This is a genomic window from Bradyrhizobium sp. Mp19 (genome assembly GCF_029952935.1).
GTDB lineage: Bacteria > Pseudomonadota > Alphaproteobacteria > Rhizobiales > Xanthobacteraceae > Bradyrhizobium > Bradyrhizobium elkanii.
The window spans coordinates 13,380-38,240 of sequence record NZ_JASAUT010000033.1 but is presented as its reverse complement, the minus strand read 5'-3'; the positions used below and the strand labels follow the sequence as shown (position 1 = coordinate 38,240).

General features: G+C 64.8%; 27 protein-coding genes. 25 read left to right on the top strand and 2 right to left on the bottom strand.

Annotated elements, in window-relative coordinates:
• Position 1: 1 nt before the first annotated feature.
• From QJT82_RS29375 to QJT82_RS29360, 4 genes are all read left to right on the top strand, one after another.
• The gene (locus QJT82_RS29375) at positions 2 to 724 is read left to right on the top strand and encodes a heme-copper oxidase subunit III family protein (protein WP_028342670.1); all 723 of its coding nucleotides are present in this window, start codon (positions 2 to 4) and stop codon (positions 722 to 724) included.
• 8 nt (positions 725 to 732) lie between these two features.
• A complete protein-coding gene (locus tag QJT82_RS29370) occupies positions 733 to 1,140 on the top strand; it encodes a cytochrome C oxidase subunit IV family protein (protein ID WP_028342669.1) in 408 nt (135 codons plus the stop codon).
• A gap of 140 nt (positions 1,141 to 1,280) precedes the next feature.
• Positions 1,281 to 2,189, top strand: coding sequence for a heme o synthase (locus QJT82_RS29365; RefSeq protein WP_028342668.1), 909 nt, complete (start codon positions 1,281 to 1,283; stop codon positions 2,187 to 2,189).
• Between the two features lie 703 nt (positions 2,190 to 2,892).
• Positions 2,893 to 3,330, top strand: coding sequence for a DUF5658 family protein (locus QJT82_RS29360; RefSeq protein ID WP_028342667.1), 438 nt, complete (start codon positions 2,893 to 2,895; stop codon positions 3,328 to 3,330).
• A 43-nt stretch (positions 3,331 to 3,373) separates the two neighbouring features.
• Here QJT82_RS29360 and QJT82_RS29355 read toward each other — a convergent pair whose 3' ends face one another.
• On the bottom strand, positions 3,374 to 4,255 hold the full coding sequence (locus tag QJT82_RS29355) for a LysR substrate-binding domain-containing protein (protein WP_028342666.1): 882 nt from the start codon (positions 4,253 to 4,255) through the stop codon (positions 3,374 to 3,376).
• Positions 4,256 to 4,436: 181 nt separating this feature from the next.
• On the opposite strand from QJT82_RS29355, the gene QJT82_RS29350 reads away from it, so the two are divergent.
• The 19 genes from QJT82_RS29350 (at position 4,437) to QJT82_RS29260 (ending at position 22,777) form a co-directional block, all read left to right on the top strand.
• Positions 4,437 to 4,898: a (2Fe-2S)-binding protein gene (locus QJT82_RS29350; RefSeq protein ID WP_028342665.1), complete on the top strand. Its 462-nt coding sequence runs from the start codon at positions 4,437 to 4,439 to the stop codon at positions 4,896 to 4,898.
• 3 nt (positions 4,899 to 4,901) lie between these two features.
• Positions 4,902 to 7,079: a xanthine dehydrogenase family protein molybdopterin-binding subunit gene (locus tag QJT82_RS29345; protein ID WP_035632250.1), complete on the top strand. Its 2,178-nt coding sequence runs from the start codon at positions 4,902 to 4,904 to the stop codon at positions 7,077 to 7,079.
• Positions 7,080 to 7,284: 205 nt separating this feature from the next.
• Positions 7,285 to 7,842 (top strand): sigma-70 family RNA polymerase sigma factor, encoded by a 558-nt coding sequence (locus QJT82_RS29340; RefSeq protein ID WP_028342663.1) that lies wholly within the window; start codon positions 7,285 to 7,287, stop codon positions 7,840 to 7,842.
• On the top strand, positions 7,839 to 8,480 hold the full coding sequence (locus QJT82_RS29335; RefSeq protein ID WP_028342662.1) for a DUF1109 domain-containing protein: 642 nt from the start codon (positions 7,839 to 7,841) through the stop codon (positions 8,478 to 8,480). The genes QJT82_RS29340 and QJT82_RS29335 overlap by 4 nt, the downstream gene beginning before the upstream one ends.
• A 117-nt stretch (positions 8,481 to 8,597) precedes the next feature.
• Complete coding sequence (locus QJT82_RS29330) at positions 8,598 to 8,861, top strand: hypothetical protein (RefSeq protein ID WP_028342661.1); 264 nt, start codon at positions 8,598 to 8,600, stop codon at positions 8,859 to 8,861.
• 130 nt (positions 8,862 to 8,991) lie between these two features.
• Entirely contained in the window at positions 8,992 to 9,327 is a 336-nt protein-coding gene (locus tag QJT82_RS29325) for a hypothetical protein (protein WP_338139838.1), read from the top strand.
• A gap of 100 nt (positions 9,328 to 9,427) precedes the next feature.
• A complete protein-coding gene (locus QJT82_RS29320; RefSeq protein ID WP_028342659.1) occupies positions 9,428 to 9,835 on the top strand; it encodes a FixH family protein in 408 nt (135 codons plus the stop codon).
• The gene (locus tag QJT82_RS29315) at positions 9,832 to 11,274 is read left to right on the top strand and encodes an efflux RND transporter periplasmic adaptor subunit (protein WP_051447996.1); all 1,443 of its coding nucleotides are present in this window, start codon (positions 9,832 to 9,834) and stop codon (positions 11,272 to 11,274) included. Before QJT82_RS29320 ends, QJT82_RS29315 begins: the two co-directional genes overlap by 4 nt.
• Positions 11,271 to 14,438 carry a CusA/CzcA family heavy metal efflux RND transporter gene (locus QJT82_RS29310; RefSeq protein ID WP_028342658.1) on the top strand — a complete coding sequence of 1,056 codons (3,168 nt, stop codon included), beginning with the start codon at positions 11,271 to 11,273 and terminating at the stop codon, positions 14,436 to 14,438. The genes QJT82_RS29315 and QJT82_RS29310 overlap by 4 nt, the downstream gene beginning before the upstream one ends.
• Before the next feature lie 67 nt (positions 14,439 to 14,505).
• Positions 14,506 to 15,027, top strand: a complete 522-nt coding sequence (locus QJT82_RS29305) for a hypothetical protein (protein WP_338139837.1) — start codon at positions 14,506 to 14,508, stop codon at positions 15,025 to 15,027.
• 77 nt (positions 15,028 to 15,104) lie between these two features.
• Positions 15,105 to 15,422, top strand: coding sequence for a hypothetical protein (locus QJT82_RS29300; RefSeq protein ID WP_028342656.1), 318 nt, complete (start codon positions 15,105 to 15,107; stop codon positions 15,420 to 15,422).
• Between the two features lie 9 nt (positions 15,423 to 15,431).
• Positions 15,432 to 16,856, top strand: coding sequence for a TolC family protein (locus tag QJT82_RS29295; protein WP_028342655.1), 1,425 nt, complete (start codon positions 15,432 to 15,434; stop codon positions 16,854 to 16,856).
• 12 nt (positions 16,857 to 16,868) lie between these two features.
• Positions 16,869 to 18,224, top strand: a complete 1,356-nt coding sequence (locus tag QJT82_RS29290) for a copper oxidase (RefSeq protein WP_035632248.1) — start codon at positions 16,869 to 16,871, stop codon at positions 18,222 to 18,224.
• A 41-nt stretch (positions 18,225 to 18,265) separates the two neighbouring features.
• Positions 18,266 to 18,739, top strand: coding sequence for a cupredoxin family protein (locus tag QJT82_RS29285; protein WP_028342653.1), 474 nt, complete (start codon positions 18,266 to 18,268; stop codon positions 18,737 to 18,739).
• A gap of 29 nt (positions 18,740 to 18,768) precedes the next feature.
• Positions 18,769 to 19,083 carry a copper-binding protein gene (locus tag QJT82_RS29280; protein WP_028342652.1) on the top strand — a complete coding sequence of 105 codons (315 nt, stop codon included), beginning with the start codon at positions 18,769 to 18,771 and terminating at the stop codon, positions 19,081 to 19,083.
• A gap of 151 nt (positions 19,084 to 19,234) precedes the next feature.
• Positions 19,235 to 19,984: a cation transporter gene (locus QJT82_RS29275; RefSeq protein WP_028342651.1), complete on the top strand. Its 750-nt coding sequence runs from the start codon at positions 19,235 to 19,237 to the stop codon at positions 19,982 to 19,984.
• 134 nt (positions 19,985 to 20,118) lie between these two features.
• The gene (locus QJT82_RS29270) at positions 20,119 to 20,397 is read left to right on the top strand and encodes a hypothetical protein (protein ID WP_028342650.1); all 279 of its coding nucleotides are present in this window, start codon (positions 20,119 to 20,121) and stop codon (positions 20,395 to 20,397) included.
• Between the two features lie 121 nt (positions 20,398 to 20,518).
• On the top strand, positions 20,519 to 21,742 hold the full coding sequence (locus tag QJT82_RS29265; protein ID WP_035632246.1) for an MFS transporter: 1,224 nt from the start codon (positions 20,519 to 20,521) through the stop codon (positions 21,740 to 21,742).
• A 123-nt stretch (positions 21,743 to 21,865) separates the two neighbouring features.
• Entirely contained in the window at positions 21,866 to 22,777 is a 912-nt protein-coding gene (locus tag QJT82_RS29260; protein WP_035632243.1) for a DUF1932 domain-containing protein, read from the top strand.
• Between the two features lie 189 nt (positions 22,778 to 22,966).
• Here QJT82_RS29260 and QJT82_RS29255 read toward each other — a convergent pair whose 3' ends face one another.
• Positions 22,967 to 23,515, bottom strand: coding sequence for a tetratricopeptide repeat protein (locus QJT82_RS29255; protein ID WP_028335359.1), 549 nt, complete (start codon positions 23,513 to 23,515; stop codon positions 22,967 to 22,969).
• Positions 23,516 to 23,790: 275 nt separating this feature from the next.
• On the opposite strand from QJT82_RS29255, the gene QJT82_RS29250 reads away from it, so the two are divergent.
• Positions 23,791 to 24,111, top strand: a complete 321-nt coding sequence (locus tag QJT82_RS29250) for a hypothetical protein (protein ID WP_035632262.1) — start codon at positions 23,791 to 23,793, stop codon at positions 24,109 to 24,111.
• A 230-nt stretch (positions 24,112 to 24,341) separates the two neighbouring features.
• On the top strand, positions 24,342 to 24,767 hold the full coding sequence (locus tag QJT82_RS29245) for a hypothetical protein (RefSeq protein WP_028342646.1): 426 nt from the start codon (positions 24,342 to 24,344) through the stop codon (positions 24,765 to 24,767).
• Positions 24,768 to 24,861: the final 94 nt, after the last annotated feature.

Here is a 24,861-nt window from a genome sequence, read left to right as displayed (position 1 = left end):
GATGACAGAAACCACACTCGCAACCCCCAAGGCGCTGCCCGGGACGATACCCGGATTGCGCGGCATCGCCGCCGACTGGGCCTCGGACCAGCGCGCGTTCAAGAACGTGTCCTGGGGGAAGGCCATGATGTGGATCTTCCTTCTGAGCGACACCTTCATCTTCAGCTGCTTCCTGCTGTCGTACATGACGGCGCGAATGTCGACGACTGTGCCGTGGCCCAATCCCAGCGAAGTCTTCGCGCTCAATATCGGCGGCCAGCACATTCCGCTCATCCTGATCGCGATCATGACCTTCGTCCTGATCAGCAGCAGCGGGACGATGGCGATGGCCGTCAACTTCGGTTACCGCCGGGATCGCGTTAAAACGGCAGCCTTGATGCTGGTCACCGCGGCATTTGGCGCGACGTTCGTCGGAATGCAGGCTTTCGAATGGACCAAGCTGATCATGGAGGGCGTGCGGCCCTGGGGCAACCCGTGGGGCGCACCGCAATTTGGCGCTTCCTTCTTCATGATCACCGGCTTCCACGGCACCCACGTGACCATCGGTGTGATCTTCCTGATCGCCATCGCGCGAAAGGTTTGGCGGGGAGACTTCGACGTCGAGCGGCGCGGCTTTTTCACGAGCCGCAAGGGCTACTACGAGATCGTCGAAATCATGGGCCTGTACTGGCATTTCGTCGATCTGGTCTGGGTGTTCATCTTTGCCTTCTTTTATCTCTGGTGAGGTCGCGCATGACAGAAGCAGCGGTACATGTGGAAGGGCAGGCAGCACAGCACGCGCTACACACCTATGTGCATGGTGCGGTGGCATCGGGCGCCGCGCATGCAGAGGGCCAGCAGCACCCGATCAAGCTCTATCTGGTGGTCTGGGGATGGCTGTTCGTGCTCAGCACCTGCTCCTATCTCGTCGACTATTTTGGTATCCATGGCCACCTGCGGTGGTCGCTGATCCTGCTGTTCATGGTGCTGAAGGCCGGCCTGATCGTCGCTGTGTTCATGCACATGGCCTGGGAGCGGTTGGCGTTGGCCTACGCCATCCTGTTGCCGCCGGTGCTGGTGCTGGTGTTTGTGGGGATCATGGTGTTCGAATCCGACTATACGCATCTGCTTCGGGTCATGTTCTTCGCGCCGGCAAGCTAGAAATGCGACGGCCATGAACACATGGGTCATGCTGGAGGAGGCAAGGCATCCTGAAGGCGGAGGCCTCGCCGCTTCTTGCGGCACCCTGCGAAGAGGGCCTTCAGCCGGTGGCTTTTTCGAACTGACGAGGAATTAATCTCGTGCAAATCAATCGTTCAATTCGTCGCCGGGGCTATGCCAACATCGGAGACTACGTCGCACTGACGAAACCGCGCGTGATGTCGCTGGTCGTCTTTACCGCACTGGTCGGTCTCATGGTCGCACCAGGCGGCATCGAGCCCTTCACCGGGCTCGCTGCTCTTCTTTGCATCGCTGCGGGCGCCGGCGCCGCAGCTGCGCTCAATATGTGGTACGACGCCGACATCGATGCGCTGATGGCGCGTACCGCCATCCGTCCAATTCCCAGCGGCCGCGTGTCGCGCCCGGAAGCATTGGTCTTCGGATTGATGCTCGGCACGTGCGCCGTCCTCGCCCTCGGCACCTTGCTGAACATGGCCGCCGCTGCGCTGCTGGCCTTCACGATCTTCTTCTACGTCGTCGTCTACACGATGTGGCTCAAACGTCGAACCCCGCAGAATATCGTCATTGGCGGTGCCGCCGGAGCGCTCCCTCCGGTGATCGGCTGGGTCGCGGTCACAGGATATGTCGGGCTCGAGCCGCTCATCCTGTTTCTGATCATCTTCCTTTGGACGCCACCCCACTTCTGGGCACTGTCGCTCAATCTTGCTGGAGAGTATGCCCGCGCCGGAGTGCCGATGTTGCCGGTCGTGGCCGGCAGGACCGAAACAAAGCGCCAGATTCTTCTCTACAGCGTGCTTCTGGTTTCGACCTCGCTGCTGCCTTGTGCACTGGGGTTTGCGGGAGCCGCCTACGGCGCGGCTGCGGCGACGCTGGGAGCGATCATGATTTTTCTCGCATGGCAGGTACGCCGGAGCCCCGACAAGGAAAGGCGGCCCGCTCGTCGCCTGTTCGTGTTTTCGATGCTCTATCTGGTCCTGCTTTTCGGGGTGCTGCTGATGAATGCTGCACCCTATGCTCAGTCCCGCTGACTGGGCGCATTCGAATCGACAGCCGCCTTGCCTCGTCGGGCATCTCAGTGATTGAATTTCGCGGGGCACCCGCCGGGGACGGCCCTAGCGCTCGTCTCGCATATATGGACTTCGCTGGGAGACGAGTCTCAAGTCTTGATCGGCCGACATCGTCTGGGGCCCGTGCATATGTGGCACGCTCGCCGGGTTGCCCAGCAGGATCCAGGTGATGGCGCCCGTGGCCAGCATTCCGCCGCAAATAACCAAAAGGTCCCGCCTCATCGCGCGTCCTCCGTGTGCGGCCATTTCCAAGCATAAATCAGGCCAATCCATTCGGGTACGGACAGGTGTGGCGCACAGGATAGCGTTGGACAAGTAGGACAGGCTCGCCCTAAGCTTCGCCCATTGCAGCAACCAGGCGCGGTTCAAGAATGGACTGGTCCTACTATCTCGGGGGCACTGCTATTGTCCTGCTTCTTCTTGCCTATCGGCTGCATGGCGGGCTGTTTAGGAAGAATTCACTGCGGGACGAGAGACTAAATCGACTGATTGATGAACGCATTGGACGCATGGACCTGAAGCGACGCAACGATTGAATCGCCCTGAAGCGGCACCCCCACTCTCCGGAATCAATCCTTACGGCGACGGCAGAGCTGTCTCCGGAGAGGACCGTCGCGGCAGATGATATTTTTTGTGATTTGATAAGAGCTATTTGAGCAAGCGAATGAAAGTCTGGGTCTATACCGACACAAGCAAGCCCGTTGGCGAGCCGGAGCATCTGAAGGTTTTCGCGACCAATGACGCCGCGCAGTCGTGGTTCAAACGGAACGTTCCCGAGGGCGCCGCATTTGCTTACGAGATCATTCTGGGGCCACGTTACCTGGCCAAGACGCTCCTCGTGCTGTCCGTCCTGCTTCTTGGCATCGCCGATCTCTACACCACCAACACGATCCTGAATCTCGGCCTCGGCGAGTTGAACCCGTTCATGCATGTCGCGCAGACATGGCTCGGCCCCTGGTGGCTGATCCCGAAGCTCGGTTTGACCTATTTCATGATGTGGCTGCTGTGGCGCAGCAACAACCCTTACAATATCGCGATAGTGGTGGCGTTTTGCTCCACGCCCGTACTCAATAATCTTCTCATCATAGCAGGCACGAACTAACCCCAATTCACGTTTCGACCGTGAACCGAAGGATCGATCTGGCTCACCCATACGTCTCCACGATGAAGTCGATCAGCGCGCGCAGCTTCGGCGTCATCTTGCGGTGCTTCGGCCACAGGATCTGGCGCGCGCGGGCCCGCGTCGTGTAGTTCGGCAGCAGGACCTGCAGCCGTCCCGCGGCGATATCGTCGGCAAGCAGCTCGTCGCGCATCAGCACGATGCCGGCGCCCGCCAGCGCCGCGTAGCGGATGCCGAACGCGCTGTTGATGAAGAGGCGGCTCGCGACATCGACATGCACTTCGCCCTCCGGCCCGGAGAAGGTCCATCGCTGCCCGTCCGACCAGCCGGGGTAGCGCAGGCATTCGTGGTGGGCGAGATCCGCCGGATGGGTCGGCGTGCCGCGTTCGGCGAGATAGCTCGGGGCGGCGCAAACCACGCCGGTATAAGGCGACAGCGAGCGCGACATCATGGTGGAATCGGTCAGCGTGCCGACCCGGATCGCGGCATCGAGCCCTTCCTCGAGCAGGTCGACCATCCTGTCGCTGAGGATGAGGTCGACCGAGACGTCCGGATATCTCTTCATGAAGCGGACCAGCGCGGGCGCCAGGCTGTACGATCCGAAGGCGACCGAGGTCGCGACGCGGAGCTTGCCGCGCGGCGCGCTGAGCGCCTCCTCGACCAGCGCATCGCCGGCCTCGGCCTGTTCCAGCAATTGCCTGCAGTGATCGAGATAGCTGCGGCCGAGCTCGGTGAGGCCCTGCCGCCGGGTCGAGCGGTTGATCAATTGCGAGCCGAGCCGGTCCTCGAGAAAACGGATATGCTTGCCGATCATGGTCGGCGACATCCGCAGCTCCTTGGCCGCCGCGGTGAAGGAGCCGAGATCGGCGACGCGGGCGAACACGGACATGCTGGTCAGTCGATCCATGATTATAAACCAATAGTTATTTCACTGGAGATCAAAGCGCCGATTATAGAGCTTTGGAATTGTATTTATTACCATAAGTGAGCAATCGGCGCGATGATGCGCGATTGCCTTGGAATGTGGCCGGTCGCGCCCGGAGGGGCGCGGACCGCGCGGGGCCTCGAACCAGGACAGGAGTGTCAGGATGCCTTTCCAGATCACGATCAATGGGACCAGTCATCAGGTCGATGCCGATGGCGACACGCCGCTGCTCTGGGTGCTGCGCGACGTGCTGGGCATGACCGGCACCAAGTTCGGCTGCGGCATGGCGCTGTGCGGCGCCTGCACGGTGCATCTCGATGACAGCGCGGTGCGCTCCTGTATCACGACGATCGACAGCATCGGCGACTCCAAGATCACGACCATCGAGGCGGTCGGCAAAACGCCGGCGGGCAAGAAGATCCAGGACGCCTGGCTCGCGCATGAGGTGCCGCAATGCGGCTACTGCCAGTCGGGGCAGATCATGTCGGCCTCCGCGCTGCTCGCGAGCAAGCCGAAGCCGACCGATGCCGATATCGACGACGCGATGTCGGGCAATATCTGCCGCTGCGGCACCTATGTGCGCATTCGCGAAGCCATCAAGCAAGCCGCGCAGTCGGGAGGTTGAGCCATGACGCTGATCGACAATCTGTCCGAGCGCGCCGCCGATCTGTCGCGGCGCAACTTCCTCCGCGCCGGCGCGGTCGCAGGCGGCGGCCTGCTACTCAGCGTGGGCCTGCCGTTCGCGAGCCGCGAGAGCGAGGCGGCCGCCTCCGATGGCTTCGCGCCGAATGCCTTCGTCCGGATTGGTAGCGACGGCAAGGTCGTGCTGACCATGCCCTATGTCGAGATGGGGCAGGGCACCTATACCTCGATCCCGATGCTGATCGCCGAGGAGCTCGAGATCGGCTTGACGCAGGTCCGGCTCGAACACGCGCCGCCGAGCGACAAGCTCTATGCCAATCCGCTGCTCGGCGTGCAGGCCACCGGCAATTCGAATGCGATGCGCGGCGCCTGGCAGCCGATGCGCAAAGCCGGCGCCACCGCGAAGGCGATGCTGGTCGCAGCCGCGGCGAAGCGCTGGAACGTCGAGCCTGGGACATGCCGCGCCGAGAACGGCGAGGTGCATCACGCGGCCTCCGGACGCAAGCTGGGCTACGGCGAACTGGCGACTGACGCGGCGCAGATGCCGGTGCCGGAGAACGTCACGCTGAAGAGCCCGTCCGAGTTCAAGCTGATCGGCACGCCGGCCAAGCGGCTCGATACGCCCTCCAAGATCAACGGCACGGCGGTCTACGGCATCGACGCCCGGCCGCCCGGGGTGAAGATCGCGACGCTGGCGCAGTCGCCGGTGTTCGGCGGGCGGGTGAAGCGCGTCGATGATGCGGCGGCAAAAGCCGTCAAGGGCGTGCGCCAGATCGTGACGCTCGACGACGCCGTCGCGGTCGTGGCCGACCACATGGGGGCAGCGAAGAAGGGTCTGGCGGCGCTCACGATCGAGTGGGACGAGGGCCCTCACGCCAAGCTCGCCACGGCGGATATCGCGCGCGAGCTCGAAGCCGCCACCACCAAGCCGGGCACGATCGCGCAAAATATCGGCGACGCCGACAAGGCGATGGCCGGCGCGGCGACGAAAGTCGAGGCGACCTATCAGCTGCCGTTCCTCGCCCATGCGACGATGGAGCCGATGAACTGCACCGTGCATGTGCGCCCCGATGGCTGCGAGATCTGGGTCGGCAGCCAGGCGCTCTCGCGTGCGCAGGCGGTGGCCGCGAAGGTGCTGAACATGCCGCCGGAGAAGGTGGTGGTGCACAATCATCTGCTCGGCGGCGGCTTCGGCCGCAGGCTCGAGGTCGATGGCGTCATTCGCGCGGTGCAGATCGCCAAGCAGGTCGATGCGCCGGTCAAGCTGGTGTGGACCCGCGAGGAGGACATCCAGCACGACATGTACCGGCCCTACTGGTGCGACCGGATTTCGGTCGGCCTCGATGCGTCCGGCAAGCCGGTCGCCTGGAACAACCGCTTCGCCGGCTCGTCGGTGCTGGCGCGATGGGCGCCGCCGGCGTTCCGCAACGGTCTCGACCCCGACACGACCGAGGGCGCGATCGATCTCGTCTACGACATCCCCAACTTCCACGTCGAATATGTCCGGGTCGAACCGCCGGGCATCCCGACCGCGTTCTGGCGCAGTGTCGGGCCCTCGCACAACGTGTTCGTCACCGAAAGCGTGATCGACGAGCTGGCGGCGGCGGCGAAGCAGGATCCGGTCGATTATCGCCGCGCGCTGCTCGGCAAGTCGCCGCGCGCCAAGGCGGCGCTCGAGCTCGCGGCGGCCAAGGCCGGCTGGGGCGGCAAGCTGCCGGCCGGGCGCGGACGCGGCGTGTCGCTGCAATTCGTGTTCGGCAGCTACCTCGCACAAATTGCCGAGGTCGAGGTTGCCAGGGACGGTTCGGTGCGCGTCCACCGCGTCGTCTGCGCGATGGATTGCGGCACCGTGGTCAATCCTGACACGGTGCAGGCGCAACTGCAGAGCGGCATCAATTTCGGCGTCACGGCGGCGCTCTACGGCGAGATCACGCTCAAGGACGGCCGCGTCGAGCAGAGCAATTTCGACAGCTATCAGATGCTGCGCATCGATCAGGCGCCCGCGATCGAGGTCCATATCGTCCCGAGCACCGAGCCGCCCGGCGGCATGGGCGAGACCGGAACCTCGGGCATCGTGCCGGCGATCAGCAACGCGATCTTCGCGGCGACCGGCAAGCGGCTGCGCAAGATGCCGGTCGATCCGGCGGCGTTGAAGCAGACGTGACCGGTTGAATGCCCGCACCGCTGGGGCCGTGCCTGCGGCTCGCACGGGCACCGCGTTCTCACGGCGCGGTGCATCCGAGCCTCGCTCAATTCTGCCGCCCCTCAGCAGGGGGCGGCTCCACGGCGACATCGAGAATATTCTAGCCTGACCGATCAGGGTGTAACCAAACTGGCCGCGTAAGCGAACCAGTAGGTACAGGCACTGCATGTCGACCACGGAGAACGAGCTCAAGGCGCTGATGCTTGCCAGCCAGGATGGCGATGCGGCGGCCCACCGAGCGTTGCTGGAGCGCCTGAGTCGGCATCTGCGCGCCTATTACAAAAGCAAGCTTGCCAGGACCGGACGCGGCGCGGCGGAGGCGGAGGACCTGGTGCAGGAGGCCGTACTGGCGATTCACCTCCAGCGGCACACCTACGACCCGGCACAGCCGCTGACGCCCTGGGTGCACGCGGTCGCGCGCTACAAACTGATCGATTTCCTGCGCCGAACACAGGCCTCGCGCGCCGACGTACCGATCGACGAGGCCGACGACATCACGGCGCATGACGATCACGTCGGCACCGAGAGCAGCTTTGACGTCAGGCGATTGCTCAAGCAGTTGCCGGCGAACATGCAGTGCGCCATCGCCGCCGTAAAGCTCGATGGATTGAGCGTCGCAGAAGCGGCGCAGCGGTGCGGCATGTCGGAATCCGGTGTGAAGGTCAGCATCCATCGCGGGCTCAAAGCTCTGGCCGCGTTGATCGCTCGGAGAACGGAACCATGAAGACGGACGAACTCATTGCGGCGCTCAGCACGAATGTCGAGCCGGTCGATCGCCGGCTGGTCAGCCGCAGTGTCGCTATCGCGCTCGGGCTGGGGCTGGTTGCCGCGCTTGGCCTCGTGTTTGCCGGGCTTGGTGTTCGCGCCGACCTGACCACGCCGCGCGCCGTGACCTTTCTGTTCCTGAAGCTCGCATTCGCGCTCGGCACTCTGGGTGCGGCGTCGGTCTATCTGACTCGGCTGGCGCGTCCGGGAGGTGAGCGAACAATTTCCCTCGGACTTGCTGCACTACCGTTCGCGGCGATCATGCTGCTCGCTGCGATCAGCCTTGGACAGGCGCCCAGCTCCCACTGGGACAGGATGGTCATGGGAGACCAATGGTTCGAATGCCTGATTTCCATTCCGGTCATCGCGATCGTGCCGTTTGCCGTGATCATCTGGGCCGTCAGAAAGGCGGCGCCGACCAATCTGGTGCGGGCGGGGGCATTCGGCGGCCTTGTCGCAGGTGGCGTGAGCGCTGTCGCCTACGCACTCCATTGCACCGATGACTCGCTGCCCTTTGTCGCCCTGTGGTACGGCGGCACGATCGTACTGTGCACACTCGCGGGTGCGGTATTGGGACCGCGGCTGCTGCGTTGGTGAACGAGGAGATTTAGACCTGTCACGTCGGCGTGAGCGTGTAACCGGAGGAATATCGACTCCGAACTCATGATCAGAAGCGCAAATAAATGCACTTCAGAACAATGATGGAGCCGGGTTATGTCGATCAACAAGATCATTCTTGCTTTCTCGTTCCTGGTGCCGGTTGTTGTGGCATCGGCGGCTGCGCAAGCGGGCGCGACGATCTCCGACAAGCGGTATTTGCCCAATGAGGCCAAGGAAACAACGCCGGCGGTCGCCACCCAACGCAACCCGATGTCTGCATTCGGTTATGATCAGGAAGCGGCGCGCTTGCAGCCAATGAACGTTCCGGACACGGCTGGAACGCGGTGGCGCTATCACGGCGGGCCGAAGTCTCAATAGGCGGGGCGTCAGGCCGGGGTGAACGGTTAACCACCCAACCTCTCGCTGGTGCACTTGTGAACAGGGTGACCTTTCCAGCACCCGTCCTTTGTGAGACTGTCGCACTATGAATGTTCGCCAATTGTTCAGATTGCTGCTCGCCGTCCTCGTGACGGCCGGCCTGACAATTGCGCCGCTGGTCACGCCTGCGGCGGCTGGATCTTTGTTGACCGGTATGAGCCAGATGGCGGACACGTCGGACATGGCGGCTGATATGCCGTGCTGCCCCGACAAGCAGAAGAGCAATGACTGCCGGGATTGTCCGCTGGTTGCGATTTGCATGTTGAAGGTCCTGCACGCGGGACCGTCGGCTCTCGGCCTCGCGATGAGGCCGGTGACGCAGCTGCAATTGCATCCGCATGACGATCTGGTTGCCGACGGCTTGGTCCGTCCGCCTCCCGACCATCCTCCTCGATATTTGGTCTGACTGGCGCTGCAAAGCGCCGGTTGCTGCTGCGCGGCCCTTGGACGCGTGGACGTTTCATGCCGCGCAAGCGGCAGATCAAATCCAATCGAGGAACGAGATAATGAAGTTGTTCAACACGTCGCGTGCCGTAGGGGCCGCGCTCATCGGTCTGGCGCTGACAGGCACCGCCAACGTCGCGCTCGCCGACACCAAGGACTACGAATTCCAGCTCGTCGACCAGACTGTTCAGGCCGGTCCGGACAAGGTTGTCACCGTCAGGCTAATGAACAAGAAGACCGGCAAGGCCGTGCCTGACGCCGTGATCTTCGCGACGCGGCTCGATATGGCCCCGGACGGCATGCAGGAGATGGCTACCAAGGTCACGCCGATGCCGGGGACCGAACCCGGCACCTATCGGTTCAAGGCGACCTTTGGGATGGCCGGCCGCTGGCAATTGTCGCTCGGCGCCAAAGTGCAAGGCGAGACGGGCACGGTCGAAAGCAAGCTCGTAGTCACGGCCGGAAAATGAACCGGCTGGCTCTGGCCGGCGCTGCCGCTGCGCTCCTTGCAGCGGCAGGCGTCGCACATATCGGCCGCGGCCTGCCGTCTTGGGTGGGCGCAAATCTCGCTGCCTCTGCCGCGCAAGCGGCGGAAGCAGGCGCGCCGATCTATTACCGTGATCCGGACGGCAAGCCGTTCTACTCACTGACGCCGAAGAAGACGGCTGACGGCCGCGACTACCGGCCCGTCGCCGCCGGCGCCGATATCAGCTTTGACGAGGCGGAAGGGCCGACGGCAATGCCGGCGGCCGACGCCAAGCGCGAGCGCAAGGTGAAATATTATCGCAATCCGATGGGACTTCCCGACACCTCGCCGGTGCCGAAGAAGGACTCCATGGGGATGGATTACATCGCCGTCTATGACGGCGAAGACAGCGACGACGGTTCGATCACGCTGTCGCCCGGCAGGATCCAGCGCAGCGGCGTCAAGTCCGAGGCCGCGCAGATGCGCCGCATCCGCACGCTGGTCCGGGCACCTGGCACGATCCAGCTAGACGAGCGTCGCGTCTCCGTGATCGCGATGCGGGCCGAGAGCTACGTGCAGAAAGTCGCCGACGTCACGACCGGCAGCCGCGTGACGAAGGGCCAGCCGTTGATGGAGATCTACAGCCCGGCAATATCGTCCGCTGCGGCCGAATATGTCGCGACCATCACGTCGAAGGCGACTGCGGGTATCGAGCCCTACGGGCGCGGCTCCAAGCAGCGGCTGACCAATCTCGACGTTCCCGAACCGGTCATCGCCGAGATGGAGAAGAGCCGGACGGTTCCGATCGCGATCCAGTGGCTGTCGCCGCGCGACGGCATCGTGCTGCAGCGCGCCGCCATCGAGGGCATGCGCGCCCAACCCGGCGACGCGCTGTTTCGGATCGCCGACGTCTCTGTCGTGTGGGCATTGGTCGACGTCGCCGAGCGCGATCTCGGCAACATCGTGGTCGGGCAAAAGGTCACGGTGCGGGCACGCAGCTATCCCGGTCGCAGTTTCGCAGGCCAGATCAGCGTGATCTACCCGCAGGTCAACAAGGAGACGCGCACCGCGCGGGTCCGGATCGAATTGCAGAACGCCGACCTCGCACTGCTTCCGGACATGTATGTCGACGCCGAGATCGACACCGGCAGCGCGGCGCCGGTACTTACGGTCGCTGATAATTCCATCCTCGACACTGGCAGTCGCCAGAGCGTGCTGATCGACCGCGGCAACGGGCGGTTCGAGCCGCGCGAGGTCAAGCTCGGGCGGCGCGGCGAGGGCTATGTCGAAATCCGCGACGGCCTCGCCGAAGGCGATGCGGTGGTGACCTCCGCCACCTTCCTGATCGACGCCGAGAGCAATCTGAAAGCGGCGATCAAGGGCTTTGCCGAGGCCGGTGCTGCGCAGGCGGGCGAGGGCGACAAGACGGGGGACCGCCGATGATTGCCCGCATCATCGCCTGGTCGGCGCGCAACCTGCTGCTGGTGCTGTTCGGCACCGGCTTTGCGGCAGCCGCGGGCCTTTACGCGCTGCTGCATCTGCCGCTCGATGCGATCCCCGATCTCTCCGACACCCAGGTCATCGTCTACACCGAATATCCCGGCCAGGCGCCGCAGGTGATCGAGGACCAGGTCACCTATCCCCTGACCACGGCGATGCTGACGGTGCCGAAGTCGAAGGTCGTGCGCGGCTTCTCGTTCTTCGGCGTGTCTTTTGTCTATGTCATCTTCGAGGACGGCACGGACGTCTACTGGGCGCGCTCGCGCGTGCTCGAATTCCTCAACGGCGCGGCGTCGCGGCTGCCGGCTGGCGTCTCGCCGACCATCGGACCCGACGCCACCGGGGTCGGCTGGGTCTACCAGTATGCCGTGATGTCGAAAGAGCTGAACCTTGCGGACACCCGCACGATCCAGGACTGGAATCTGAAATTCGCGCTTGCCAGGGCGGAAGGCGTGGCCGAGGTCGCCAGCGTCGGCGGCTTCGTCAAGCAGTACAATGTCATTCTCGATCCGCAGCGGATGCGCGATCGCGGCATCACCATACAGCGGATGCGCGATGCGATCCGCGCCAGCAACGCCGACGTCGGCGGCCGCACCGTCGAGCTGTCCGAGTTCGAATATGTCATCCGCGGCAAGGGCTATCTGAAGGACATCAACGATCTCGGCAACATCGTGCTGAAGACCGATGGCGGCACGCCGGTGCTGCTGCGCGACGTCGCCCGCGTCGAGCTCGGCCCCGACGAGCGGCGCGGCATCACTGAACTGAACGGCGAGGGCGAGGTCGCGAGCGGTATCGTGCTGCAACGCTTCGGCGTCAACGCGCTCGACGTGATCGAAAACGTCAAGAAGCGTTTCAGGGAGATCGCGACCAGCCTGCCGAAATCGGTCGAGATCGTGCCGGTCTATGACCGGTCCAATCTGATCTATGCGGCGATCGACACGCTGAAGCGCACGCTGTTCGAGGAGAGCGTGGTGGTCGCGCTGGTCTGCATCGTGTTCCTGCTGCATGTCCGCAGCGCGCTGGTCGCGATCCTGATGCTGCCGGTCGGCGTCTTGATGGCGTTCGGCGCGATGAAGCTGCTCGGCATCGGCTCCAACATCATGAGCCTCGGCGGCATCGCGATCGCGATCGGCGCCATGATCGATGCGGCGATCGTGATGATCGAGAACGCGCACAAGCACCTGGAGCGCGCCGAGCCCGGGCGGCCGCGGGTCGCAATCCTGATCGAGGCCGCGGCGGAGGTGGGGCCGGCGCTGTTCTTCAGCCTGCTCATCATCACCGTTTCCTTCATGCCGATCTTCACGCTGGAGTCGCAGGAGGGGCGGCTGTTCTCGCCGCTCGCCTTCACCAAGACGTTTGCGATGGCGGCGGCGGCGCTGTTGTCGGTGACGCTGGTGCCGGCGCTGATGGTGATCTTCGTCCGCGGCAGGATCGTCCCCGAGCACAGAAATCCGATCAATCGCTTTCTGATCTGGATCTACCGTCCGGTTATCAACGGCGTGTTGCGGGCCAAGACGCTGGTGATCCTGCTCGCGCTCGGTGCCGTCGCCGTCTCGATCTGGCCGGCCCGGCAGCTCGGCACCGAGTTCATGCCTGACCTCAATGAGGGCACGCTGCTCTATATGCCGACCACGCTGCCGGGGATCTCGGTGACCAAGGCGGGCGAATTGCTGCAAATGCAGGACCGGATCATCCGCGGCTTTCCGGAAGTCGCCTCGGTCTACGGCAAGGCCGGCCGCGCCGCGACCGCAACCGATCCGGCACCGTCGGAGATGTTCGAGACCGTCATCAATCTGAAGCCGAAACAGCAGTGGCGCGCCGGCCTCACGCTCGACCGCCTGATCGCCGAGATGGACAAGGCGCTGCAATTTCCCGGTGTCTCCAACGCCTGGACCATGCCGATCAAGGCGCGCATCGACATGCTGTCGACCGGGATCAGGACGCCGGTCGGCGTCAAGGTGATCGGTCCAGATCTTGCCGTGATCGACAAGCTCGCGCGCCAGGTCGAGCAGGTCGTGCGGGGTGTGCCCGGCACCTCGTCGGCCTATGCCGAACGCAGCCTCGGCGGCTATTATCTCGAGATCACGCCGAATCGCGAAGCGTTGTCGCGCTACGGCATCGCGGTGCAGGACGTGCAGGACACGATCGCGACCGCGCTCGGCGGGCAGAGCGTGACCACGACGATCGAGGGGCGCCAGCGCTTTACCGTCAACATGCGCTATCCGCGCGATCTGCGCGACAATCCGGGGGCGATTGCGAGCGACATCCTGGTGCCGATGCCGGCGGGCGGGGCGGTGCCGCTCGGCGAGGTCGCCGACATCGCGCCGGCGCGCGGGCCGACCACGATCCGGACCGAGAACGGGCAACTTGCGACCTATATCTATGTCGACATCCGCGATCGCGATCTCGGCGGCTATGTCGCGGACGCGCAGCGCGCGGTGCAGGCCGGCGTGCAGTTTCCCTCCGGAACCTATGTGGTCTGGAGCGGGCAGTACGAATACCTCGAGCGCGCCGCCGCGCGGCTCAAGATCGTGGTGCCGGTAACGCTGTCGATCATCTTCCTGCTGCTCTACCTCAATTTCCGCTCGGTGGCGGAGACCATGATCGTGATGCTGTCGCTGCCGTTCGCGCTGGTCGGCGGGCTCTGGCTGATGTGGGCGCTCGGCTTCAACCTGTCGGTTGCGGTCGCGGTCGGCTTCATCGCGCTCGCCGGCGTCGCCGCCGAGACCGGCGTCGTGATGCTGATGTATCTCAACCAGGCGCTGGGCGAGGTCACGGCGCGTCGCGCTGCCGAGGGACGCACGATCGATCGTGACGACCTCAATCGCGCGATCATCGCGGGCGCGGTCGAGCGCGTCCGGCCGAAGATGATGACGGTGGTCGCCATCATGGCCGGGCTGTTGCCGATCATGTGGAGCACCGGCACCGGCTCGGAGATCATGCAGCGCATCGCGGTGCCCATGATCGGCGGCATGATCTCGTCGACGCTTCTGACGCTGATCGTGATTCCCGCGATCTTCGCCGTCGTGAAGGGCGTCGAGATCAAAGCGAAGGTGCCGGCACGCGAAGTTGCTTCCTGTGCCGCGCGTCAGGCGGCAAAGATGTGATGGAAACATGACGTCGGTTCGTGGATTCAAACCGGATTGAATGATACCCCGAGGGGGTATATAGCTGATGGCGATTTGCGGCTGGCTGATTTGCGGTCGGCTTTGCGGGGCAATCGGAGATGCGAGGCGGGTGTTGGTGCGACTGAACAGGCGAGGGCGGGTGCGGGCGGGATGTTCCATCATCCTGGCCTATCTGTTTTGCGTGCTCGCGCCGTCCTTCGCGCTCGCATTCGGGGCGCCGTTTCCGTGCCTGACGGATGAAGTCCAGCCCGCCGCCGCGGCGCATGTTCACGCGCCGTCGATGCCGATGGCGCACGCCGAAGCCGTCACGCACGATCATGCTGCCCACGATCACGGCGGCATGCAGATGCATCAAGCGGCCGATGATGCCGCGCCGCCTGCGAAGCACAGCCACGACGGCAAGACCGCGTCGGGGCCGTGCTGCGCGTTGATGTGCGTATCGGCGCTGCCGGCCGATCTTCCCTTCGTCGCAGCTCCCTTGCACCCGATCGCCACGCGACTTTGCGAGGCTCATCAGAGCCTGCGAAGCGAGGCGCCGGCGCGCCTCTACCGTCCCCCCATCGCCTGATCTTTCGCTGACATCGTGGCTGTGCCGCGCGCACGCGGGCGCATGCCGATTACTCATCTGATGATCGGGACAGATCCATGTATTCGCAACTCGGGGCGAGGCTCGCCGCCGTGGCCACCAGGCTTGACAACAGACTGGGCCTGCGCGCGCCACCCACATTGCTGCCGCGGATGGCCGCCGCCATCCTCGCATTTGCGCCGCTGGCCGGCTGCATGGCCGATGGCCGGCCGATTGCCGTCGCAAGCGATCCGGCGAACCCGGCGGCGGGGACGGTCGGCGTCGGCTACCGCTCGACGATCGCGCCCTACAGCAGCCTGCGTCCGTCGACGCCGCTGCCGTGGCGCGAGCGCAACGACGGCGTCACGCCGCCGGCCAGTTCGAAGTCGGATCGGTAGGAGGGCGCCATGCGACATCTGGCCATTGCGCCGATCCTGCTGCTGACGTCCGCGCTCGCGGGATGCGCGTCGTTCTCGCCCGACAGCGGCATGGGCGTCGTCTCCGAGGTGACCGAGCAGGCGATCGGCAAGGACGTTGCCTTCGTTCGCAGCGGAGAGGGGGCCGCGAGCGTCGACACCGCGGTGAAACGGCTGCTCGCGCGCAATCTGACGGCGGATGCCGCCGTGCAGGTCGCGCTGCTGAACAACAAGGGCTTGCAGGCCGCCTATAACGAGCTGGCGCTGGCGGAGACCGATTACGTCGCCGACAGCCTGCCGCCGAACCCGACCTTCTCGGTCTCCCGCATCACCGGAAACGGCGCCAGCGAGGTCGAGCGGCAGGTGGTCGGCGACATCCTCGCGCTCGCGACCTTGCCGGCCCGCTCCGAGATCGCGCGCGAGCGCTTCCGCCAGGCGCAGCTCAAGGCCGCACTCGCCACCTTGCGGCTCGCCGCTGAGGTGCGGCGTGCCCATGTCGCGGCAGTCGCGGCAAATGAGATGGTCGCGTTGCTGACGGATGCGAAGGCAACCGCGGAGTCAACCGCGCAGCTCGCAAAAAAGCTCGGCGAGACCGGCGGTATGAACAAGCTCGACCAGGCCCGCGAGCAAGTGTTCTACGCCGAGATCACCGCCGACCTCGCCAGCGCGCGGCAGAACGCGGCGAGTTCGCGCGAGCGGCTGGCGCGGCTGCTCGGATTGTGGGACGGCGATCTCGGCTTCCGGATTCCGGACCGGCTGCCGCCGCTGCCCAAGCGGCCGCTGCAGCAGCCCTCGATCGAGATCGCCGCGGTCGGTCACCGCGTCGATCTGCAGATTGCACGGATGGAAATCGTCGCGCTCGCCAAGGCGCTCGATCTTACCGAGGCGACGCGCTTCGTCACGCTGCTCGACGTCGCCGGCATCGACAAGCGGACGCACGATCCCGAAGCTCCGCCGTTCAGGGAGCGTGGCTTCGACGTCCAGTTCCAGATTCCGATCTTCGACGGCGGCGAGGTGAGGGTACGCCAGGCGGCGGAGACCTACCGCCAGGCGATGAACCGCCTCACCGAGAAGGCGATCAACGTCCGCTCCGAGGCGCGTGACGCCTACCGCGTCTACCGCTCGACCTACGACATCGCGCGCCATTACCAGCGCGAGGTGCTGCCGCTGCGGCAGATCATCACCGAGGAGATGCAGCTGCGTTTCTCCAGCATGCAGGTCGACGTGTTCGCGCTGCTGACCGAAGCGCGGCAGCGGCTCGCCTCGCTGCGCGCGGCGATCGACGCCAAGCGCAACTTCCTGCTGGCGCAATCCGAACTGCAGACCGCGATCAACGGCGGCGGCTCGGCCGGCGCAGCATCGACACCGTCTTCCATCGCCTCGGCCGCGCAGCCCGCGGCCGGCGGCGGTCATTGAATGGAGCAGCACATGTTTTCACGACGAGGATTTCTGGGCAGCGCGGCGCTGGTCACGGCAAGCGCGGTCAGCGGCCGCGTCCAGGCCGCCGCCATTCCGGAAGCGCCGACCATGGACAAGGTGGTGATGCAGCCGCCGCTACATCCCACCAGCGGGCCGGACTACCGGCCGGTCGTCACGCTCAACGGCTGGTCGCTGCCGTGGCGGATGAACGGCGACTGGAAGGAATTCCATCTCGTCGCCGAGCCCGTGGTGCGCGAATTCGCCGACGGCATGAAGGCCAATCTCTGGGGCTATAACGGCCAGGCGCCGGGGCCGACCATCGAGGCGGTCGAGGGCGACAAGGTCCGCATCTTCGTCACCAACAGACTGCCGGAGCACACCACGGTGCACTGGCACGGCATGATCGTGCCGTCAGGCATGGACGGCGTCGGCGGGCTCAACCAGCCGCACATCAAGCCCGGCAAGACCTTCGTCTACGAGTTCGAGATGAAGCACAGCGGGACCTTCATGTACCACCCGCATTCCGACGAGATGGTGCAGATGGCAATGGGCATGATGGGCATGTTCATCGTGCATCCGCGCGATCCGGCGTTCCGTCCCGTCGACCGCGACTTCGTCTTCATCATGAGCAGCTACCTCATCGACCCCGGCACCTATCTGCCGAAGGTCAACGAGATGACCGACTTCAACATGTGGACCTGGAACAGCCGCGTCTATCCCGGCATCGATCCGATGCCGATCCGGCTCGGCGACAGGATCCGGGTGCGGATCGGCAACCTGACCATGACCAACCATCCGATCCATGTGCACGGGCACAATTTCGCGGTGACCTGCACCGACGGCGGCTGGGTGCCGGTGTCAGCGCAATATCCGGAAACCACGACCGACGTGCCGGTCGGCGCGGTCAGGGCGTTCGACATGCTCGCCGACAATCCGGGCGACTGGGCGTTCCACTGTCACAAGTCGCACCACACCATGAACGCGATGGGCCACGACGTCAGAAACTTCATCGGCGTGTCGCGCCAGGATCTGGCGAAGGCGGTCGGCAAGCTCGCGCCCGACGCCATGGTGATGGGATCGACCGGCATGGCGATGGGCAACATGGAGATGCCAGCGCCCGACAACACGCTGCCGATGATGACCGGCACCGGACAATTCGGGCCGATCGAGATGGGCGGCATGTTCACTGTCATGAAGATCCGCGAGGGGCTCGGCCGCGACGATTACGCCGACCCCGGACCGTACAAATATCCGCCGGGCACGGTTGCCTATGAGGTCGAGGCACCCGCCGCCGAGCCCGCGCGCCAACCGCCGGCGGCGCCCGGGCGAAAAGCCAAGCCATCGATGAAGGGAATGAAGATGTAGCGGACCCAGCTCACTCACCAACGACAAGCATCAAACACAGAATGGAGAATCCAGTGAAGCAACTCACCAGCATCTGCGTCGCGCTGATCGCGCTGTCGGTAACCGCCGCGCCGTCGCGCGGCCACGAAAAACATGGCCACGAATCCTATTCAGCCGGCGAGCCCGGCGATCCGAGCAAGCCTTCGCGCACGGTCGAGGTCGAGATGAAGGAGATGGAGTTCACGCCGTTCCGCATCGAGGTCAAGCGCGGCGAACAGATTCGCTTCGTGATCCGCAATGCCGGCACTGAGGATCACGAATTCCTGCTCGCGACCACCGAAGAGAATTTGAAGCATGCCGAAGTGATGAAGAAGCATCCGCATATGGAGCATGACGATCCGAACGGCGTTCGCCTCGCACCGAAGAAGAGTGCGGAGATCGTCTGGAAATTCACCAAGGCCGGAACGTTTGAATATTCCTGCCTGATCCCGGATCACCGCGACTACGGGATGACCGGCCGCGTCATCGTGAAATGAAACCAGCAACGAAAGAAAGCACAACAACCATGAACAGGATCATCCGGATCGCAGGCGCCGCCTCGCTTGCGTTGGCGTTGACATTGAGTGCGCCTTGGGGCGCTGTTTTCGCGCAGGGCGCTGATATCGATGGCGAGGTCAAGAAGATCGACGAGGGCGCCGGGAAGATCACGCTCAAGCACGGCCCGGCCAGGAGCCTCGGCATGGACGAGCCGATGACGATGGTCTACCGGGTCAAGGATCCGGCGCTGCTGAAGCAAGTCAAGGTCGGCGACAAGGTCCGGTTCGAGGCCAAGGAGGGCGACGGCGGCTACACCGTCACCGCGATCCAGAAGGCGAAGTGAGGCGACGGCCCGCATCGCCAGGTTGGGCTGTCGGCTAAACCCAGCCGGCAGCCCTTGAAACCGCAACGTATGCTCCCCAGAGCTGTTCCAGACGGATCGGCTTGAATGGGCTGCGTGGCTGGCCTTATCCTGTCGTCTGGAAGGACGAGCAATGAACGATTGCTGCGAGCAGAAGACGACCGAATGCTGCGCACCACCGCCGCTGACGCTGCCGAGCAAGGCTCGCGTGCGGGCAGGGGACCGCGATCGCGCGGCCGATTCGTGCGGATGCTCAGGCGGCGTTCCCGTCTTTGACGGTCTCGATCCGCGCTACAAGCGCGTGCTCTGGACGGTCATCGGCTTCAATGGCGCGATGTTCCTGACCGAGATGATCGCGGGGCAGCTTGCCGGATCGCAGGCGCTCAAGGCCGATGCGCTCGACTTCCTTGCCGATACGGTCACCTATGGACTGAGCCTTGCGGTGATCGGCGCCAGCCTGCGTGTGCGCGCCTCCGCCGCGCTGCTGAAGGGCGCGTCGCTGAGCTTGATGGCGCTGTGGGTATTCGGCTCGACCGTCTACCAGACGTTCGTGCTCGGCGTGCCGAAAGCCGAGGTGATGGGCGCCATCGGCATGTTGGCACTGGCGGCCAATCTAGGCTCGGTTCTGCTTCTGCTGCCGTACAAGGACGGCGACGCCAATGTCCGCTCGGTCTGGCTCTGCTCGCGCAACGACGCGATCGGAAACCTCATCGTGATGGCGGCTGCTCTCGGCGTGTGGGGATCGGTCTCGGCCTGGCCTGATCTTGCCGTCGCCGCCGTGATGGCGGCGATATTCCTCACCTCGTCGGTGCAAATCCTGCGGCAGGCATGGGCCGAGTATCGCGAGGCGGCACTACGCAGCCCGTCAGCGGCGCATGGCTGATGAAGCCGCAAGCGCGATAGGCCGCGCCAGGGCGGAAATTTGCCGCGCATTTACCTTAAATGATGGCTCCGTGGGAACGTCCGTGGCAGCGGCGCGTTGCTGTGCATCATTCGCGCGCACAGAAGGCCCCCTCCATGACAATCAACGCGGCAATACTGATGGCGGCATTGGTGCTATCGGGAACCGTGTTGGCGCAAAGCTCCGGCCCTTCGGCCGGCTCGGCGGGGGCCGGGCAGGCCGCCAACGTGACCACCACCGGCGAGGCGCTGAACAGCGCCAAGAAGACTGGCAACAGCGGGCCGCCGGTGGAGAAGGCTGCGCGTCCGGCCAAGCCGGATGCCGGCGCTGCGGGCAACACGGTGGGGGCGAGCCGCCCGCCAAAGCCCGATCGTCGCCTCGAGCATTATCCGTAAATCACCCTCGTAATCCTGGGGACGTCACCGGGGCCGGGCCGGTTCGGGCGCCATCAGTCATGATACCGTCATGCCGCATCGGTTAGCCAAGGCGTTTGGCTGAAACGCGGTGGACAGGTTCATGGCGGGGAAGAACCGGGCCCAATTCCCGGGAATGGATCGGCAGACCGCCGGAGTGCTTCTTGTCCTTGCCGTGGCGCAAGTGTTCGGCTGGGGGACCCTCGGGCTGCCGGCCATTGCCGGTGACCGGATTGCGGCTGATCTCCACATCTCGCTCCCCATGGTGTTTGCCGGCACGTCGACCCTGTATGTGACGATGGGCCTGTGCGGGCCGTTGCTAGCGGAACCGTTCCGGCGCGTTGGCGCGCGGCGCGTCATGATGATCGGCAGCGTGATTGCCGCGCTCGGTTTCGTCGTGCTGGCCTGCGCGCATCAGGCCGCGCTCTACTTCGTCGCCTGGGCGGTCCTCGGTATTGCCGGAAGCGCGGCACTAAGCACAGCCGCCTACATCATGTTGAACGAGGTGGCCGGGCGGAACGCCAAGGGGGCGATCGGCGCGCTGATGCTGGTCACCGGACTTTCCAGCAGCATCTTCTGGCCGACAACCGCGTTCCTCACCGGCGCCATCGGCTGGCGCAGCACCTGCCTGCTCTATGCCGCGGCGATGGTCCTTGTTTGCCTGCCGCTCTACAGCTTCGGGCTGCCGCGCCGCTTGGCCAACGCGGCCGAACCAGCATTGCCACCGGACCGGTCGGCCGCGCCGCCGCCGGCCAGAAGCACGTTCTTTCTGGTGGTCGCAGCAATCGCGCTCAACGCCTTCGTCAGCTTCGGGTTCAGCGCGGTGCTGGTCGAACTGTTGAAGGCGCAGGGGCTGTCGGCAACCGAGGCGGTCGCGTTCGGCTCCACCCTCGGAATCGTGCAGGTGTCGGCACGCGCAATCGACTTCATGGGCGGCGGCCGCTGGGACGGCATCACCACGGGGCTCGTCGCCGGCACGCTGCTGCCGGTCGCGATGCTGATCCTGATCGTCGGCCACGGCAGCCATCTGGCGATTGCGGCTTTCATCCTGATCTATGGCCTCGGCAGCGGCGCGCTTGCGGTCGCACGCGCGACGATTCCGCTGGTGTTCTACGACAGGAGCGCGTTCGCCAAGGCGACGTCGCATATCGCCTTGCCGCTCAACCTGATCTCGGCGGTGGCGCCGCCGGTCCTGGCCGGTCTGCTGACGCGATTCGGCAGCAACGCCGTGCTCGAGCTGGCGCTCACCTGCTCGATCGGTGCGCTGGTGATGCTCACCATTCTCGGCCGCCGTCGGCCCGTCGTCGGGATCGCCGCGACGTCGTGAAACGCAGCGCCTTGTCGGCCATGGCGCATGTGCCCGGCACACTTCTTGCCTTTGAATCTCTTGCCACCGAGCGCGATACAGCGGTCGCAAGCGCGCGCTCAAAGCATGACGCGAGAGGTTGCCATGACCCAACGGCGTATCGGCTTCGTCGGCTTCGGCGAGGCCGCGCAATGCTTCGCGGCGCATCTCGCAGGCAGACACGAATCCGCGCCGCTGGTGTTTTGCGAGGGCAAGACTAATCGTCCGCCATATTCGGAAACGTTCCGGACCATCGCGTCCGCCCGCGGCGTTGAGCTGGTGGACAGCCTATCCGCGTTGATGGCGCGCGCCGACATCGTATTCTCCGCGGTCGTGGTCGCAACGGCCGTGCCGGTCGGGCAGGCCATCGCCGGCCTGGTTCGGCCCGGGATGCTGGTGGTCGACGTCAACGCCTCCACGCCCAGGGCCAAGCGGCTGGTGGGCGATGCGGTGACGGCGAACGGTGGTGGCTTCGTCGATGCCAACCTGATGGGCGCGGTCAGCATCTACGGTGCGGCGGTGCCGCTGTACTGCTCCGGCGACGGCGCCGCGCGCTTCGCCGAGCTGTTTGCGCCGTTGGGCTTCACGATCGAGCTCGCCGGCCTGGAGGCCGGCACGGCGGCGGCGGTGAAGATGCTGCGCAGCGTGGTGACCAAGGGCATGGAGGCGCTGATCGTGGAGGCGCTGACCGCCGCCTCGCTCGCGGGGGTGCGCAGCGAAGCGCTGCGTGGCATTTGCGAACCGATGGACGCGACGCGCTACAGCAAATTCGTCGACATGTGCGTGCGCACCGATGTGCTGCACGCCGAGCGCCGCGCCGTCGAGATGGATGGCGTCGCCGAGGGGCTGCGCGAGATCGGCCTGCAACCGATCATGACGGAAGCGACCGCCGCACGGCTCAGGACATCGGCGCGGCTCGGCCTGCGCGATGATTTCGCGGCGCGCCAGGCCTACAGCGCTGACGACGTGCTCGATGCGTATGCTGCGAGAATGGCCGATCTCGCTCGCGATTTGTAAATTCGTAGGATGGGTAGAGCGAAGCGAAACCCATCGACTTCGTGCCACGGTGACAGACGATGGGTTTCGCGGAGTTTATCGTCGGGCCGCGCTTTGCGCGGACCGTCGGCTCTACCCATCCTACAGCACAGCAAAAAGCCGGCGCAGTCGTCGTGACTGCACCGGCTTGATCGGTGGAATTTGCCTCGCTCAGTAAACCAGGCCGGTGCCCGGGGGCTTCTCCAGTGCTGCGGCGAGCGAGCGATATTCGTCGCTGTTGGTGCCGGCGAGCTGGGCGATGCGGTTCAGGTGGTATTGCGCCTGATCGCGGTTGCCCTGTTCGACCTGCCAGAGGCCGTAATACTGCCAGGTGCGCACATGGGCGGGATCAGCCTTGAGCGCGCGCTCGTACCAGATCTGCGAGACCTTGTAGTCGCCGAGCTTGCGATAGGAGTAGCCGATCAGGTTGGCGACGTCGGCGCGATCATCCTGGCCGAGCGCCTTCAGCTGCTCGATTGCGGCGGTGTAGTCGTGCTTGTCGTAGATCGTGGTGTAGGCGGCGCGATAGCCGGCCAGGAACTTCTGATCGTCGATCGCGGAGCTCTTGTCCTTCTTCGCCTTCTTGCCCTTGCTGCTGCCGCTGTCGGAAGCCGGCGGCGAGGGATTGTCGCTGCCCGCGGCATAGGCCGAGATGACCGGCCCGGAGGCGAGCGTCATCGAGAGCACTGCGAGGCCCAAAAACTTCGTCTTCCTGCTCATTCCTGGTTGCTCCTGATCGTTCCTGATCGTGCTCGGTAATCCTACACCGAAGCCTGATGACTTGAACACCCAGGGGTGCAGAACATTCCCGGCCGATCCCACGATTGCGTGATCCGGCAGTGGAGGAGAACATGACAGAGATGTCATGCACATGAATGAAGTCCGTCAGGGTCCTTCAGAACCGGTTCAGTGCGCGGCTCCTAAGGTCACGTGCATTGATCGGTGAGGCCGACCATCCGGCCGGAAACCTCTCGATCCCGACGAGGAGGACCATCATGCTGAAGACGATTTCCGCCGCGCTGCTCGCCATGTCCGTGATCGCAGCGCCCGCGCTCGCCGTCGAGACCGGCAAGGCCGCAACGCCCGCGCCGGCGACCACGACTGCCCCGGCAACCAAGGCCGCTCCCGTGATCAAGAGCGAGCAGCTGCCGTCGAAGGTGCGCAACGCCAACGCCAAGATGCACCACAAGCACTATCGCCATCACCGCCACCACAAGCACATGGGCATGCTGAAGGTGAAGTCGCCGAAGCATGCGACCACGCACGTCCGTGCGAAGGTCGCGACCAAGCACGTCGCGCCGGCCAAACGCGGCTGACCCAAGCGCGGTTGAATCTGATCCGAGGGGCGTAGTTTCGATCCACATTGCCCCGCTGCGCCTTTTGGATGCAGAACCGGCCCGTCCGTCCATTGCTTCCCCAATGGCGACGGGCCGGAGTGCGTCCGGCTCCGGTTGTGAACCCGGGCGAAGAATAACCGAGTTGCGAATTCCCTTCGGCCGCCCGGCAGTTTATGAGACGCCTCCGGGGACTCAGGGAACAGCGTCGTTTGCGGATTTCATCACAACTGGCAGCCATCCTGCTGCTCTCGCTTCCGCTCGCCGGCTGCCTCACCAGCGACGACGGCGGCGGGCCGACCACCTTCACCGATGACCGGGGCGTCGCCAACCAGCCTTTCCCGGACCGCTACCGCGACCAGATCCTCGCCTTCATGCGGACTTACCTGAACAATCCGGTCGGGGTCCGCGAGGCTGTTATCGCCGAGCCGGCGCAGCGCACGATCGGCGGCCGGCTGCGCTACGTCGTGTGCCTGCGCTACAGCGCGAAGGATACCGACGGCAATTACCGGCCGGCCCGGGAGCGCGGTGTCCTGTTTGTCGACGGCCGGCTCGACCGCATCCTCGACAACCCCGCCGAGCCCTGCGCCGGCGCGTCCTACGCGGCATTTCCGGAACTGGAAAAGATGTCGCGCTAAGGCATGATCCGGAAAAGTGTGAAGCGGTTTTTCCGAAAAGATCATGCCCGAACAAGAGGCAGAAGCGCGATCTGATCGCGCTTCTGCGCGGCGG

Coding starts and splice junctions, on each gene's coding strand:
- QJT82_RS29275 (WP_028342651.1), top strand. CDS start 19,235: ATGAACGATTGCTGCGAGCAGAAGACGACCGAATGCTGCGCACCACCG.
- QJT82_RS29315 (WP_051447996.1), top strand. CDS start 9,832: ATGAACCGGCTGGCTCTGGCCGGCGCTGCCGCTGCGCTCCTTGCAGCG.
- QJT82_RS29250 (WP_035632262.1), top strand. CDS start 23,791: ATGCTGAAGACGATTTCCGCCGCGCTGCTCGCCATGTCCGTGATCGCA.
- QJT82_RS29320 (WP_028342659.1), top strand. CDS start 9,428: ATGAAGTTGTTCAACACGTCGCGTGCCGTAGGGGCCGCGCTCATCGGT.
- QJT82_RS29260 (WP_035632243.1), top strand. CDS start 21,866: ATGACCCAACGGCGTATCGGCTTCGTCGGCTTCGGCGAGGCCGCGCAA.
- QJT82_RS29295 (WP_028342655.1), top strand. CDS start 15,432: ATGCGACATCTGGCCATTGCGCCGATCCTGCTGCTGACGTCCGCGCTC.
- QJT82_RS29310 (WP_028342658.1), top strand. CDS start 11,271: ATGATTGCCCGCATCATCGCCTGGTCGGCGCGCAACCTGCTGCTGGTG.
- QJT82_RS29290 (WP_035632248.1), top strand. CDS start 16,869: ATGTTTTCACGACGAGGATTTCTGGGCAGCGCGGCGCTGGTCACGGCA.
- QJT82_RS29370 (WP_028342669.1), top strand. CDS start 733: ATGACAGAAGCAGCGGTACATGTGGAAGGGCAGGCAGCACAGCACGCG.
- QJT82_RS29345 (WP_035632250.1), top strand. CDS start 4,902: ATGACGCTGATCGACAATCTGTCCGAGCGCGCCGCCGATCTGTCGCGG.
- QJT82_RS29305 (WP_338139837.1), top strand. CDS start 14,506: ATGGCGATTTGCGGCTGGCTGATTTGCGGTCGGCTTTGCGGGGCAATC.
- QJT82_RS29355 (WP_028342666.1), bottom strand. CDS start 4,255: ATGGATCGACTGACCAGCATGTCCGTGTTCGCCCGCGTCGCCGATCTC.
- QJT82_RS29375 (WP_028342670.1), top strand. CDS start 2: ATGACAGAAACCACACTCGCAACCCCCAAGGCGCTGCCCGGGACGATA.
- QJT82_RS29255 (WP_028335359.1), bottom strand. CDS start 23,515: ATGAGCAGGAAGACGAAGTTTTTGGGCCTCGCAGTGCTCTCGATGACG.
- QJT82_RS29280 (WP_028342652.1), top strand. CDS start 18,769: ATGAACAGGATCATCCGGATCGCAGGCGCCGCCTCGCTTGCGTTGGCG.
- QJT82_RS29285 (WP_028342653.1), top strand. CDS start 18,266: ATGGAGAATCCAGTGAAGCAACTCACCAGCATCTGCGTCGCGCTGATC.
- QJT82_RS29300 (WP_028342656.1), top strand. CDS start 15,105: ATGTATTCGCAACTCGGGGCGAGGCTCGCCGCCGTGGCCACCAGGCTT.
- QJT82_RS29335 (WP_028342662.1), top strand. CDS start 7,839: ATGAAGACGGACGAACTCATTGCGGCGCTCAGCACGAATGTCGAGCCG.
- QJT82_RS29270 (WP_028342650.1), top strand. CDS start 20,119: ATGACAATCAACGCGGCAATACTGATGGCGGCATTGGTGCTATCGGGA.
- QJT82_RS29265 (WP_035632246.1), top strand. CDS start 20,519: ATGGCGGGGAAGAACCGGGCCCAATTCCCGGGAATGGATCGGCAGACC.
- QJT82_RS29340 (WP_028342663.1), top strand. CDS start 7,285: ATGTCGACCACGGAGAACGAGCTCAAGGCGCTGATGCTTGCCAGCCAG.
- QJT82_RS29330 (WP_028342661.1), top strand. CDS start 8,598: ATGTCGATCAACAAGATCATTCTTGCTTTCTCGTTCCTGGTGCCGGTT.
- QJT82_RS29360 (WP_028342667.1), top strand. CDS start 2,893: ATGAAAGTCTGGGTCTATACCGACACAAGCAAGCCCGTTGGCGAGCCG.
- QJT82_RS29350 (WP_028342665.1), top strand. CDS start 4,437: ATGCCTTTCCAGATCACGATCAATGGGACCAGTCATCAGGTCGATGCC.